Below are 14,255 nucleotides of genomic sequence, written 5' to 3' on the forward strand. Positions count from 1 at the left end.
GGCGCATCCGTATCAGTGACGCGCGAGAATCCCCATGTCTGCCTTAGCTCACGAACCAGCTGTGATTTTGATCATCGACAACGATCCAATCATGCTGACCGGCATCGCGGCCGTCCTCAACATGTCGGGCTACGAATGCCATTGTGCCCGCAATGCGCAGGCGGCCAGGAAGGCGATCAAGTCCCTGGCTCTCGACCTGATCGTTTGCGACGTCGACCTTGGCCCCGAGAACGGCCTCGAGCTGTGCCGCGAATTGCGGCAACTGCCGGGCATCGAAGACGTGCCGATGATGTTCATCTCGGCCGCCCAAGCTCCCGATATTGTGCGCCGATCGCACGATGCGGGTGGCTCGTACTACCTCCGCAAGCCGTTTGATCCCGAAGTGCTGATTGAACTCGTCAGCAAAGCTTTGTGGATGCCGCACCTCGTACAGTCTCGCGTGGCTGCCATGCCGGAACCCATCGCCGAACCTGCACCGGCGACGCCAGTCGTACCACGCTCGAACCTTCGCCACGCGCTCAGTGGCATTCGCATGCCAATGGCATAAAGCTCACCATCGCGCCGCGCGGCGACCTTCGCTCGCTCGACTTTGCCGCGTGTGCTCGGTGCGCCACGCTGCCTGATCGCTTGAGAGCAGGGTTATCACAGTTATCGCGCGCGTGCGCTGTATGGCTGTTGTGCTTGCCGATGCGCGGGCTCCTTGCGCGCCGCGCATGCCCATCGTGCCGAAGTCACCGGTGAATCTCGACAAGCCTCGGATACTGCTAAAACCTGTCCTACCGCTAGCACCGCCGCGCAGCAATCTTCTACCTCTACTGAGGTAAACGATCCGATAGCGAGTTTGATGCTAGTACGCAGATTCGTCGAGCCACATACCGCTCCAGGTAGGCTTGTACGAATGGTACGCAAAGCATCGAGCAATTGGATTCTGCAATCTTCAAGGTTCAAGGAGGACCTAGACCATGCATGCTGCGTGGAATGTTCGTCGTTTCTTGCTGCCTATGGCTGGGGCCGTCTGCTGGACGAGCCTGAGCTTGGCAGCGGAACTTCTCTCACCGCCCAAACCGCCGCCGGATAACGACGGCCTGGAACTGGCGCAATCGAGTCGAGTTGGTCCTCGCCCTGTTTTGATTGAGGCTGCTGATGAACAAGAACCAATCGTGCTGCAACCCGCTGAACAACCCACGGTGTCGCCAGCAGAGCCCCTCGCTCTCCAGCCAGCCGACCCGCAGCCAATCATCGAGCAACCCCTCGTCGACTACCCCGAGTACTTGCCGCCACCCATCATGTATGCGCCGGCCTGCGACTCGGTAGTCATGCCGAGTTGCAGCACGCCGCTCTATGAGACCACCCCGGCCTGCGAAGACTCCTGCTTTTGCAGCTGCGTCCCCACTTGGACCTTTCGGGCCGAAGCACTGATCTGGGATCGTACCGGCGGGGCCAATGTGCCCCTCGTCGTGGCCCCAGTGGCTGTTTCCACTGCTGATCTCGATAGTGGCTGGCGAGCAGGCCCGCGCTTGACCGCCATTCGTCACGGCATCTTTGGTTCGTGCTGGGATGCAGAAGTGAGCTACTTCGGCATCGATGGCTGGAATGGAACGCTTGCCTTGGCGGATATCAATGACTTACAAACGACTCCCGTGTTACTGTTCCCGGGCGTGACCCCGGGAACGTTGAACTACACCTCCGACCTGCACAGCTTCGAATTCAACCTGCGTCGTCCCCACAACGATTGGGTCACCTGGCTGGTGGGCTTTCGAGCCGTGCAAGTGAACGAGTTGTTGGCAGTCGATCTCGGTGGAGCGGGGCAACAATCGTTCGACACGATGAATCATCTGTATGGTGTGCAAGCGGGACTCGACCTGCGCGTCGTCGACCGAGGGACTTGGTATGTCAACGCCGTCGGCAAGGCCGGCATCTATGGCAACTCGGCCAATCTGAATGCACGCTCCGCGGGAATTGCTGGCTCACTCCCTCTGATCAACTCGACCGGCAACCAAACCGCCTTTGTTGGCGAAGTGGGCGTTACGGCGGGCTATCGCCTGACGGAGCGACTAAGTCTGCTCGCTGGCTACTCAGTCTTGTGGGTTGATGGGGTGGCGCTGGCCCCCGACCAATTGGCGGGAACGAATGTTACCACGGGCGCAAGCGTGCTCGACGCCAACGGCAGTCTGGTCTATCACGGGGTGAACTTGGGCTTGGAATACGGCTGGTAATTGCAAGCAGAGTTCCCCGCTAACAACTTAGTCCCTGGCGCATCCTCGGCAACGCTCTCCGGTTGCCGAGGATTTTTTGTTTACTAGCAGAAATTAGTCGGCCACGACTCGCCAGAGTTGACGCGTTGACCGGGACGGTAGAATACCGACATGAGATTCTCCTTCGCAGACGCGGCGCTCATCGACTCAGCAGTGCAACTGGCAGCGGCGCTGCAGCAACGGGCGACCGAATTGCAGTCGCCCGCCGAGCGCAAGCAGCAAGCCGAGCTTGACCGAATGCTTCGTCATCCGGCAGATAAAGCCACCCTGGTCCAACTGACCGATCAGGCCTTCCGCTCGCACGCAGCCGCGCGAACAGCCGAGCAGTTCACTCACATTCTCGATGTCCAGGGAATTCCTCGCTTCTTTAGCCCGCTCGACCAGGCGCTCTTGCGCGGCTTTCAAACCTTCGGCGGTTGGCTGCCGACTGTTACCGTGCCACTGGTGAAAGCGCACTTGCAGCACGAAACGGCCAACGTCGTTCTCCCAGCTGAACCGGAAGTGCTGCGCGAACATCTGGCAGCCCGCCGCGAACAGGGAGTGCGGATGAATCTCAACTTCCTCGGCGAATCGCTGCTGGGCGAAGAAGAGGCCACGCACCGGCTGAACAAGTATCTCGAGGCGCTGCAGACACCCGAAGTGGAAGTGTTGTCGGTCAAAATCTCGACACTCTATTCACAAATTCTGCCAATCGCCCGCAAACACACATTGCAGCAACTGTGCGACCGGATGGAGCTGCTCTATCGCCAGTCGACCAAGTCGCGATACCTAAGGCTCGATGGCACCGAGGTGCCGAAATTTGTCTATCTCGATATGGAGGAGTATCGCGACCTCACCCTGACGGCGGCAACGTTCATGCGCACGCTCAGCCGGCCGGGACTGGAACACATCAGCGCCGGAATTGCGTTGCAAGCGTACATTCCTGACTCCTTTGCAATGCAAAAGCGGATTACCTTCTGGGCTCGCGATCGTGTGGCCCGCGGTGGAGCCCCCGTGACGATTCGCATCGTCAAAGGGGCCAACATGGAAATGGAACGGATCGATGCCGCACTCCACGATTGGCCGGCCGCACCGTTCCAAATCAAAGCTCAAACCGACGCCAACTACAAGCAAATGCTGCGCTACGCGCTGCGACCGGAGAACCTTTCCGCAGTGCGTGTGGGCATTGCTTCGCACAATTTGTTCGACGTGGCCTACGGTCTGGTACTGTCCGCCAAGACAGAAGCTGGCGATCGCGTGCAGTTCGAAATGCTCGAAGGGATGGCCAATCATCAGCGCCGCGCGTTGCTCGAACGGACGCAGCAGCTGCTGCTCTATGCACCGGCCTGTCGCAAAGAGGAATTTCTGAACGCCATTGGTTATCTCATCCGTCGACTCGACGAGAACACGGGCCCGGAGAACTTTTTAGGTCACGCTTTTCGACTAAAGGTGGGCAGCGACGATTGGCGGATGCTGGAGCAAAGTTTTCGCAGTTCGTTTCACATGCCGCTCAGCTCGCGACCACACCGCAGTCAGAATCGGCAGGAGCAAGAGACTGACGAAGCATTCCTGCAGCCCAAACAAGAGATTCGTTGGAATGAATTCGACAACGAGCCCGATACGGACTGGTCACTCCCTGCCAATGCGAAGTGGGCTCAGCGGATTGTGCGAACTGACGACAGCGAACTGGAACTAACCACACTGCCGATTGTCGTGGCGGGGCAGGAGATCATCGATCGCGAGTCCAAGCATTGCTTGAACCCCTCGCGACCGGGCAAAGCAGTCTGCACTTACACGCTGGCCAATGAAGGCGATGTGAATAGTGCGGTCGAATGCGCGAAGCAAGACCGCGCGGGCTGGCGCTCGTTGAGCGTCGCTGAGCGCAATCAGATGCTTGGTCGTGCGGCGGCAGAATTACGCCGTTCACGCGCCACGCTCATGCATACCGCGCTCGTCAACGGCGGCAAGATCATTACCGAGAGTGATCCGGAGGTTTCCGAAGCGGTCGACTTTGTGGAGTTTTACCGCGCGAGTGCTCGGCGATGGTTCGAGCTCGAATCGGTGCAGGCCACTCCCTGTGGAGTTGTCGTTGTAGTTCCCCCGTGGAATTTTCCGATTGCGATTCCCTGCGGAGGAGTGGCCGCAGCACTCGCGGCCGGCAACACGGTGATCTTGAAGCCTGCCTCCGATACAGTTCTTGTTGCCTGGGAACTGTGCCAATGCTTTTGGCGAGCAGGAATCTCGCGCAAGACGTTGCAATTTCTTCCCTGCCCTGGCAGCGGTCCCGGCAGTCAATTGGTGAGCCATCCGGACGTGGCAGCTGTGATCCTCACGGGGGGCACCGACACCGCGCTGCGCATGCTGGCAAAGAAGCCCGATCTGCGACTCTCGGCCGAAACGGGTGGCAAGAACGCGACGATTGTCACGTCCCTTTCAGATCGCGAACTGGCGATCAAACACGTCGTGCAATCGGCCTTTGGTCATGGCGGGCAAAAGTGCTCGGCCACGTCGCTGCTGCTGCTCGATGCCGAGATCTACGACGATGCGCAGTTCAAGCGGATGCTCTGCGATGCCGTCGAGAGTCTGCACGTCGGCTCCGCGTACGAGTTGCACTCGCGCGTTGGCCCCCTCATTCATGCGCCAGCAGGAGCGCTCGAAGAAGCATTAAAAACGTTAGAGCCCGGCGAAACGTGGGCCGTGATGCCGCGGCGAGTGGGTGACAATCCGAATCTCTGGTCACCCGGCGTGAAGTACGGCGTGTTGCGCGGCAGCATCACACATCGCACCGAGTTCTTTGGCCCACTGCTGGGGGTGATGCGATTTGAAAGCCTGGACGAGGCCCTCGAATTGGTAAACGAAACGGGCTATGGACTGACCAGCGCAATTCATAGTTTGGACGATCGCGAAATCGATCTCTGGAAAGCGGGCATTCGGGCAGGGAACCTCTACATCAATCGTGGCACTACGGGTGCGATTGTTTTGCGGCAGCCGTTCGGCGGCATGGGTGCCTCGGCAGTTGGCCCAGGCCTGAAAGCGGGGGGGCCGAATTACGTCGCTGCCTTCCTGGACTTTGTTGATCGAGACTCAGCGGTCGCGACTGCTGAAGCTCCGTTACACAATTCAAACCTGGCGGACTTGCTTCATAAGTTGGATCCCCGCCAGGCAGATAATCGACGACTAAGACGGGCCATCGCCAGCTACGACTACGCCTGGCAACACGAATTCGCGCGCGAGCACGATCATTTTCGCCTGCTTGGTCAAGATAATATCCGTCGCTATTTGCCGCTGACAGAAGTCTGCGTGCGCGTGGTGACCGGCGACACGCGGTTCGATGTGCTCGCACGAATTGCTGCCTCGCGAGTTACGGGCGCACGGGTTGTGGTCAGCCTGGCTCCGGAGTGCGAGGAAGAGTGGAGCGAGCAACTCGATCGATTGACCGAGTCCTGGGCTGCGGGAATTGAGACACTCACTGAGACCGACGACGACTTGATTCGCAATCTGGAACAAGTTCCCGATGTGCGACTGCGATACTCGTGCCGGGAGCGTGTGCCGCTGGCGGTTCGGCAAGCAGCGGCGCAAGTGGGCCGCTGGATCGCCGATGTTCCCGTTGTTAGCGAAGGTCTGATTGAACTGTTGTGGTATGTCCGCGAGCAAAGCATTTCGTACGATTATCATCGCTACGGCAATCTTGGCACGCGGGCCGCGGAACCCCGCCGCGCACTACTTGGTAGTGACACAGTCTTACCACCAATCGGGGAGCGGCGAATTGATTAGCCCGTTGCCCGGTGGCGGATTCCGGCCCAGAATACGGCCTGCAATTACTGAATAGCCGAGATTGAACCATGCTTATTGCCAATCGATTCTTATTCCTCGCCTGCGTAGCGTTCTCTCCGGCTTTGTTGGCCGCGGAGCCGGCAGCCATTAAAAAGGCCGATGAGTTTCCGCTGGAGTTTCGGATCATCGATCCGGATCACCAGAAGAACGCGGCGGCCAAAACCATCGAAGAAAAGTTGCCGCCCCTCATTGTCATGTTTCCTGGTGGCAAAACCGCAGACAAAGTCGATGCCACCGCGCCGATTGGCCGACTTGAGGGTTTTCGGGGCAAGTCGAAAATGCTCCCCGAATCGAACGATGATCCCGGTCTGCCCGTTTTGCTATACGGACTTCGCTTTCATCAGCGCAAAGGAGAAGACGGCAAGCTGGCCGGCTATGACGTGGAACTGCAAGGGGAGTTCAATGCCGTGAAGGTTCCCGCCCCGCGCGAAGCGATGGAAGATTTCCTCGCCGGCAAAAAGGCCACGTTCGTTCTCGAATCGAATCTGCAGTACGGCATCATCGCCACGCAATCGAAGACCAAACTCGAACTTTTGCGCAGCGGCGATCAGATCTTCATCTTTTCCGTCGAAGGGGATTTCACTTTTCGCGAAGCATTTACTTTCTACAAAAGCCCCACGCTGAAGACGGAAACGCCGCCTGCTCGTAAGTATCTGTATTACGGCGAACGAGCCAAGCTGCCAGAGTTGCGAATTCTGTAAGCCAGCGTGACGAGACAGCACCGCTAGCGTTGGGCCGGCATTTTTGCCCGCATAATCCTCACGAACGGTAAGGTTTGCGCACGATGAAAAGCTTAGCGATCGAATCGATCGACAAGTTTCGCGTTCATCGGGCAGAAATCAACGTTCATGACTTACTCGCGCCTTCTGATTCTTGCGCTCGTCATTGTCGCCTGCGGCGTGCAGCGCGCGAGTGCGCAGCTTTTGAATCCCGGCGAACCAACGCGGGCCGGCACTTTTGGCGGCTCTTCGGGCTTTGGGAGTGGTGAAGTCGGCACATCGATGCTCGGTTCGATGTACAGCGGCGACCAGACCAACGATGCTTGGGGACCACAGCAAGCGAAACCGACTGGACCGAGCTGGGGCAACAACTCGGGCAACAGCTTTTGCGCTGATTGCAGTTCGATCTGGGACGAGTTGACATTTTTTGCGGGCATCGATGGCTCGAAGCAACCACAAGACTTTGGCGTGAACGCCAACTTGGGCGCACAGTTCAATGCGAACTGGGGTATCCCAGTTTGGAAGGACTACGGCATTGGCCTGCAAGTGGGAACGGGCCTGGTGGCGACCGGCAACACACTGCAATTCTTCGAATTCATTGGCGAGCCGACAGGCCGCACCCAAAGCTACACCACAATCGGCATGTTTCAGCGCACCCAAAACGGCTTCGCTTATGGATTGGTCTACGACTTTCTCTACGAAACCTCGTACGACTCCTTCGCGCTCGGCCAATGGCGCCTGCGCGCTTCCTACGACTGGGGGCCTTGCGATCAGTTCGGCATCACCGCGAATATCGCCAGCCTGGAAGATACAGGAATCATTGGCGGTTTTATCCCAGTCACGCTTCGCCCCATCAGTCAGGCAACCGCTTACTGGCGTCATTACTGGGAAACTGGCGCGCAAACCTCCTTGTGGCTTGGTCTTTCTGAAGGTCACGCCGAGCATCACTTGATTGGCGGCCCAGCACCGAATCAAGATGATACGCTTGTGATCGGTGCCGACATGCTCGCGCCCCTCAGCGATCATTTTGCACTCTATGGCGAAGTCAACCTGATGATGCCCACCGATACGGGCACCGTCGATGCCTTTGTTGGCATTCAGTGGTTCCCCGGTGGCAATGCCAAGGGAGCTCGGCGCGGTCGCTATGCGCCACTCCTCCCCATGGCAGCACCAACGTCGTTCAACGTCGATCTTCAGCCCTAATTTCGCGCGGTCAAAGCCCTTAACAGCAGGGAACCGGATCGAGCGCGGTCGTTTGCGGCCGCATCTTGCTTGATCCGCGCTACGCCCGGACTTAGAGTACAGCTTGCTGCTACTCCTCTCCGATTCTGCCCCGGCCAATCGTCCCACCTATCGCACTGCTGAGGTTCTGCCGATGCGCTTGTTCGCTCGTTTTGCCGCTGCCTGGCTCGTTGTTACCTTTGCCACGGTTTCACTTGCTCAAGATTCCAAAGAAAAAAAAGAGCCACTACCGAGCACCGAAAAACCCAAGGCGGACCAACCCTTCAAGCGTCCGGAGACGGAGTTCAACTGCCGCTTTACCGAGCAGAAGATCGAAATCGACGGCCTGGGTACTGATTCCGCCTGGGAAACTGCCGATGTCATCGACGCCTTTCATCTCCCGTGGCTCGGGGCGAAAGCGCGCGGGAGCAAGACCGCCACGAAAGCGCGGCTGCTGTGGGACCGCGACTATTTGTACTTCCTTGCCGAGATGGAAGATCACGATCTGTATGCCGATGTGAAAGACAAAGACGGGATGCTGTGGAATAACGACGTCTTCGAACTTTTTTTCAAACCAGCTGAAGACAAGCCCGGCTACTACGAGTTTCAAGTGAATGCCGCCGGGGCGACGCTCGATATGTTCTTGCCTCGACGTGGCACCGGGGGCTATGCGCGCTACAAAGACGACGGCAAGTTCGATTTTCCCGCGAAGGTCAAACTCAAAGGGTCGCTCAATCGCTGGACCGACAAAGACGAAGGATGGTCCGTCGAAGGTCGCCTGGCCTGGGGAGACTTTTTGCGCACCGGTGGCCGGCCCGAGGTGAATGAAATTTGGAAGTTCGCGCTCTGCCGCTACGACTACACGGTCGAATTTGAAGGCCCCGAACTCTCAACCATCGCTCCGCTGAAACAGGCCAACTTTCATGCCCACGAGAACTACGCGTCACTCAAGTTTCTGGGCCCGCAACAAGAGCCGGCCGGCAAGAAGCTCGGCATTGATCCTGCCAAGTTCAAACCGCTGACCACTTCCAAGGTCGTTGGCTCGCCCGATCCGCCCCTCCCTTATCGCGCGGTCAAGGCTTATCCCAAATTGCCGATGACGTTTCCCATTGGTGCGAAACTGATTCCCGGCAGCGATACGATGCTCGTTATCGCCCAAAACCGCTCGTCCGGGCCCTCGGTTATCAATCGCTTTCGCGATAGTGCCGAAACAACCGAACTGATCGAGTATCTGCCTGTGCCCGGTACGGGCACTGCTTACGGGATGGCGTTCCATCCTAAGTTTGCCGAGAACGGCTACATGTACCTGGGCTGGAACGGTTCGATCGACAAGAGCAAGAAGATGTGCCGCGTTACTCGGTTCAAGCTGGATCCGAAACCGCCGCACGCGATCGATCCTGCCTCGGCGCTCGAGATCATTGCTTGGGAAAGTGACGGCCATAACGGTGCCGACGTCACGTTTGGGAACGATGGCTTTCTGTATGTCACCAGTGGCGATGGGACCAGCGATAGCGATACCAACATTGCTGGGCAAACGACCGATACGCTCCTCTCGAAAGTGCTGAGAATCGATGTCGATCATCCCGAGGGTGACAAGCAGTACTCGATTCCTAAAGACAATCCTTTCGTCCAGCGTCAAGAATTTCGGCCAGAGACATATGCCTATGGACTGCGCAATCCGTGGCGCATCACGACCGACCCGGTGACTGGGCACATTTGGGTTGGAAACAATGGCCAGGATCTGTGGGAGCAGGTTTATTTCGTCCGTCCGGGCGATAACTACGGCTGGAGCGTCTATGAAGGGGGCAACATTTTCTATGCCGAGCGGAAACTGGGCCCCGATCCACACGTGAAACCAACGGCCGAGCACCACCACAACGAAGCTCGGTCCTTAACGGGTGGCGTCGTCTATCACGGCTCGAAGTATCCGGAATTGAAAGGTGCCTATATCTATGGCGATCACTCTACGGGCCGCATTTGGGCCATCAAGCACGATGGCCAAAAAGTCGTTTGGCACAAACTGATCGCCGATACGACCTACAACATTTCGGGCTTCGCGCTCGACAGCAAAGGCGAACTTCTGGTGCTCGACCATCGGAGCAACGGCGAAGGGGGCATGTATCATCTCGAGCCCATCCCCGCGGAAACCGTCCAGCAGAACTTCCCCCGCAAGTTGAGCGAAAGTGGCCTGTTTCAAGACGTTGCCAAGCACTCGATGGTCGACGGCGTTGTTCCCTACTCCGTCAATTCCCCCCTCTGGTCCGATGGTTCGCACAAAGAACGCTTCATTGCGATTCCCGCCATCGAAGGGCGCGATATGAAAATCGAATTCAACACGGGGCGCAGTTGGAAGTTCCCCGACGATGCCGTGCTCGTCAAATCGTTCGCGCTCGAAACGACTGCTGGAGACCCAAAGTCGCGCCGCTGGGTCGAGACTCGCTTCATGGTCAAGCAGGAAGGCGAATGGGCCGGATACTCGTACCGTTGGAACGAAGCGCAGACCGATGCCGAGTTGGTGGAGGCAGGCGGTGCGGACCAGACGTTCGAGATTCGAGTGCCGAAGTCCAGTGAGTCGCCCGCGTCGGTTCGTCAGCAGAAGTGGCACTATCCCAGCCGGACGGAATGCATGGTCTGTCATAGCCGGGCTGCGAACTTTGTGCTCGGGCTGAGCGAGTCGCAAATGAACCGCGAGCATGACTACGGCGGCGTGGTCGATCATCAGTTTCGCGTACTGGAGCGGTTGGGGATGCTCAAGATCGCGGCGGCAAACGAGCCCACGGTTCGATTTCGCGAGCAACTCAAGACCGCCGGGCTGGCCGATAAGGACATCAACGATCATTTTCGCAAAGCGGCTGATTCCGACATGCAACGTGCGGGAAAGACTACACAGAGCCTGTTCGTGAAAGATGTCGACGCTTACAAGAAGCTGCCGAATCCGTACGACGAGACGGAGACTCTGGATGCCCGCGCGCGGTCTTACTTGCAGTCGAACTGTTCGCATTGCCACATTGACGCGGGTGGCGGCAACTCCCAAATGCAATTGGAATTTAACACCGATCCCTTCAAGATGAAGCTGATTGGTGAGAAGCCGCTGCATCACAAGTTCGATCTTAAAGATCCGCTGTTGGTGGCTCCCGGCGAACCGGACCGCAGCGTACTGTTGCATCGGCTGGCAAATCGCGGCGAGAAGAGCGGGCAAATGCCGCAGCTAGCGACGTACCTGGTTGATGAGGCTGCCGTGAAGTTGTTCCGGGCGTGGATTGCCGAAGTGAAACAACCCGAACCGCCCAAAGTGGAGCCACCGAAAACGGTACCAGCAAAAGTTGAGGCACCAAAAGCTGAGCCAGCGAAGCCGGAGTCGGTGAAACCAGAACTTCCCAAAGCGGCCCCGGCCAAGTAGTTGCGGAAATCTGGTCGCCAAGGTGCAAGACGCGACGGTCAGCGGTAACAATATCAGCGGGCTAACGAGCGGAACTGCTGGAAATGGTTCTGTTCGTAGCGCTGACTGACTTCGCTGACCGGACAGCAGATTTTGGAAACCACGCTCGCTCCCATCGATTGGCAAGCGGCGCTCGCGGTGCATGACCGTTGGCTGCGCACCGTAGTTCTTGCGCGCGTCCAAGAGCCGCAGGCGGTCGACGATGTGATGCAAGAAGTCGCCCTGGCTGCGGTTCGGCAGGCTGCCCCGCTGGCGGATGTGGCGAAGTTGGCTCCCTGGCTCTATCAGTTGGCGGTGCGTCAGTCGCTGTTGTATCGCCGCAAGTGTGGTCGCGGTCGCCGCCTGCTTGCTGGAGTATTTGAGCGAACCCGTGAAGCTCAGGTTACTGAACGCTCGCACCCTCTCGCCTGGTTATTGGCGGGCGAACGGCAGGCACTGGTTCGCCGCGCGCTGCAAGTGCTGCCCGCCCGCGATGCCCAGATTCTGCTCCTCAAGTACACGGAAGATTGGAACTACCATCAAATCGCTGGCCACTTAGGCTGCAGTCATTCAGCGGTAGAAACGCGGCTTCATCGGGCCCGCCAGCGACTGCGCACCGCGCTGTTGCAATTGAATTCGGAGATCATGACATGAGTGAATCGACTTCGCTGCCGTTGAACTCGATCACCTTCGACCGCCTCGTCGATGGGGAACTTTCGCGCGAAGAGTATCGGCAACTGCTGCAAGCGCTCGATCAACATCCCGCAGCCTGGCGACAATGTGCAGAAGCATTCTTGGAGGCGCAAGCCTGGCGAAGCGATTTCGAATCGATTCGCACTCCGCCGGCAGCAAGTGTAAGCCAGCCTGTCGTTGCTCCCGAGAAGAAATCACTGCTGCAGAAGGATTGGCTGCGGATGCTCTTGGTGGCAGCAGCGAGTTTTCTGCTGGCATTTGTCGCCGCGCAGGCTTATTGGCAGTCGACGGCGGGCACTACGAGTGCGCCCATCCCGCCACAACTAGCGGAAACGGGCCCCGCGGAAAACTCACCGCAAAGTGTTCCGACAAAGACCAATTATCGCCCGGTCAGCAGTGTGAATCTGGCGGTCAATCGAGCAGGGCAGGAGAACCCCGAGTTGTTGCAGGTGCCGGTGTTTGAGCCCGCGGCAGCCAACGACCTGCTGAGTAATTCGCGTCCAGCGTTGCCCGACGATCTGCTCGAAGCACTGACGGCGGAAGGACACCAGGTCGATCGCCAGCGCAAGCTGGTGCCGATTGAACTCGACGATGGTCGCCAGATGATGCTGCCAGTCGAAGGCTACCGCATTGTTCCGGTCAGCCGGCCGAGTTACTAGATTTTTTGTCTGTTGTCGCAAGAAGAGGGCTTGGGCGGCAACTGTTGTTCGGATGAGTCGCCGCGGTCGACTCGGATTCGTCATTGCAAGGATGTCTGTCTTCGCTCAAGGAGTTACTCGAATGAAAAAGACCAACTATTGGACGGCCGGTTTGCTGGCCGCCGCGCTCGCATCTTCCACCACCTTCGCGCAAGATGCCGAAGGGGTGAAAGTAAAGATTCGCGCTACCGCCGCGCCGGAAGGGACTGTCACGATCGTTGAAGAAACAGACACCGAAGCCAAACCGACAGAAGGGAAAGAGACGACCAAGCCGCGCAGTTCGCCCATCCGCGACCGCGTCCTTAGGCTGTATCAACAGGCTACCGAGAAGGTCGGTGATGAGCCTGGCGAAGCGAATGGCTTCAAGATGCTCGGCCTCAACGTACCCACGAGTGAATACTGGATTGGCGTGCAGATAGAACCGCTGCCGGAGCAATTGCGCAAGCATCTGTCTACCAAGCATGGCATTCTTGTGGCGCTCGTTTTCCCCGAGAGCCCGGCAGCCAAGGCAGAGTTGAAGACCGACGATATTCTGTTGCAAGCGGGCGATACCAAACTCGAAACCGGAGCAGACTTGATCAAGGCAGTCGACGCCGCCAAAGAGGGTGAGTTGCTATTCACACTGCTCCGCGAAGGGAAAGAGACGACGGCAACGATCAAGCCGATCAAACGCGCGGCTGTCAAACTATCGACAACCAAGACCGCCCCTGCCGGTCATGCCGAACGTTTGGAACGCTTGCGTGGCGCTCAGCAACAGTTCGAACGCGCGCTCGAAGCGCTGCGGGCTGAGACTGCCAATGAAGGGCCGGAAGCGATTGACCTGATGATGGTTCGTCCGGGGGCGTTCATGTTTGGCGCTTCAGCTACGAAGTTGCCCGATGACGTGACCATTCAAATGACGCGGGAAGGAAACCAGCCGGCGAAGATTCACGTCAAGCAAGGGGACAAGTCGTGGGATATTACCGCCGATAAACTCGATGAGTTGCCCAAGGAGCTTCGCCCGCACGTGCAGTCGCTCTTGGGCGGTATGTCGGGCTCGGTGCAATTTGCCCCCGCTGTCGGTGCCACGCAAATGTTCAGTGCGCGCGTCCCTCACGGCATGAATCTTACCGTGCCGGCGGCACCCGGTGCTGTTCCCGGTGCGCCCGCTGTTCCTTTCAATGTGCAAATTGCTCCCGGAGCACCGCCCGCCATCGGTTTCAGTACCAAGGCTGGTGCGGCCAACATGCCGCATTTCTCTGGTGCTTGGACCATCGCCCCACCCCTCAGCGCGCTGGACGCAAAAGTCGATCAGGTGCTGAAGAAACTCGACGCGCTGGCCAGTCCCGACCTGGAGTCGATGAAAGCGGAACTGAAGTCTCTGCGTAAAGAAGTGGATGAATTGCGCAAGTCGAAGAACGAATCGAATTCGCCCACGAAGGAGTAACTTGGCGTTTTT

General features: G+C 58.2%; 9 protein-coding genes. All 9 read left to right on the forward strand.

Annotation, left to right across the window (positions count from 1 at the left end; all coding sequences use genetic code 11):
* The first annotated feature begins 34 nt into the window (after positions 1-34).
* The 9 genes from ETAA8_RS18580 to ETAA8_RS18620 all read left to right on the forward strand — a co-directional run bounded on the left by ETAA8_RS18580 (position 35) and on the right by ETAA8_RS18620 (position 14,243).
* Positions 35-547: a response regulator gene (locus ETAA8_RS18580; protein WP_145091590.1), complete on the forward strand. Its 513-nt coding sequence runs from the start codon at positions 35-37 to the stop codon at positions 545-547.
* Positions 548-962: 415 nt separating this feature from the next.
* Positions 963-2,216, forward strand: coding sequence for a BBP7 family outer membrane beta-barrel protein (locus ETAA8_RS18585; RefSeq protein WP_145091593.1), 1,254 nt, complete (start codon positions 963-965; stop codon positions 2,214-2,216).
* Between the two features lie 150 nt (positions 2,217-2,366).
* Complete coding sequence (locus ETAA8_RS18590) at positions 2,367-6,008, forward strand: bifunctional proline dehydrogenase/L-glutamate gamma-semialdehyde dehydrogenase (RefSeq protein WP_145091596.1); 3,642 nt, start codon at positions 2,367-2,369, stop codon at positions 6,006-6,008.
* 68 nt (positions 6,009-6,076) lie between these two features.
* Positions 6,077-6,769 (forward strand): hypothetical protein, encoded by a 693-nt coding sequence (locus tag ETAA8_RS18595; protein ID WP_145091599.1) that lies wholly within the window; start codon positions 6,077-6,079, stop codon positions 6,767-6,769.
* A gap of 147 nt (positions 6,770-6,916) precedes the next feature.
* Entirely contained in the window at positions 6,917-7,990 is a 1,074-nt protein-coding gene (locus ETAA8_RS18600; RefSeq protein WP_145091603.1) for a DUF6666 family protein, read from the forward strand.
* Between the two features lie 103 nt (positions 7,991-8,093).
* Positions 8,094-11,408: a PQQ-dependent sugar dehydrogenase gene (locus ETAA8_RS18605; RefSeq protein WP_145091606.1), complete on the forward strand. Its 3,315-nt coding sequence runs from the start codon at positions 8,094-8,096 to the stop codon at positions 11,406-11,408.
* 132 nt (positions 11,409-11,540) lie between these two features.
* Positions 11,541-12,080, forward strand: a complete 540-nt coding sequence (locus tag ETAA8_RS18610; protein WP_238397418.1) for an RNA polymerase sigma factor — start codon at positions 11,541-11,543, stop codon at positions 12,078-12,080.
* Complete coding sequence (locus ETAA8_RS18615; RefSeq protein ID WP_145091612.1) at positions 12,077-12,778, forward strand: anti-sigma factor; 702 nt, start codon at positions 12,077-12,079, stop codon at positions 12,776-12,778. Before ETAA8_RS18610 ends, ETAA8_RS18615 begins: the two co-directional genes overlap by 4 nt.
* A 121-nt stretch (positions 12,779-12,899) precedes the next feature.
* Complete coding sequence (locus ETAA8_RS18620) at positions 12,900-14,243, forward strand: PDZ domain-containing protein (RefSeq protein ID WP_202921076.1); 1,344 nt, start codon at positions 12,900-12,902, stop codon at positions 14,241-14,243.
* Positions 14,244-14,255 lie beyond the last annotated feature (12 nt).

This window comes from Anatilimnocola aggregata, assembly GCF_007747655.1.
Classification (GTDB): Bacteria; Planctomycetota; Planctomycetia; order Pirellulales; family Pirellulaceae; genus Anatilimnocola; species Anatilimnocola aggregata.

Bases quoted from the DNA above. Each gene is read 5' to 3' on its own strand.
- ETAA8_RS18580 (WP_145091590.1), top strand. From the start codon at position 35: ATGTCTGCCTTAGCTCACGAACCAGCTGTGATTTTGATCATCGACAAC.
- ETAA8_RS18585 (WP_145091593.1), top strand. From the start codon at position 963: ATGCATGCTGCGTGGAATGTTCGTCGTTTCTTGCTGCCTATGGCTGGG.
- ETAA8_RS18590 (WP_145091596.1), top strand. From the start codon at position 2,367: ATGAGATTCTCCTTCGCAGACGCGGCGCTCATCGACTCAGCAGTGCAA.
- ETAA8_RS18595 (WP_145091599.1), top strand. From the start codon at position 6,077: ATGCTTATTGCCAATCGATTCTTATTCCTCGCCTGCGTAGCGTTCTCT.
- ETAA8_RS18600 (WP_145091603.1), top strand. From the start codon at position 6,917: ATGACTTACTCGCGCCTTCTGATTCTTGCGCTCGTCATTGTCGCCTGC.
- ETAA8_RS18615 (WP_145091612.1), top strand. From the start codon at position 12,077: ATGAGTGAATCGACTTCGCTGCCGTTGAACTCGATCACCTTCGACCGC.
- ETAA8_RS18620 (WP_202921076.1), top strand. From the start codon at position 12,900: ATGAAAAAGACCAACTATTGGACGGCCGGTTTGCTGGCCGCCGCGCTC.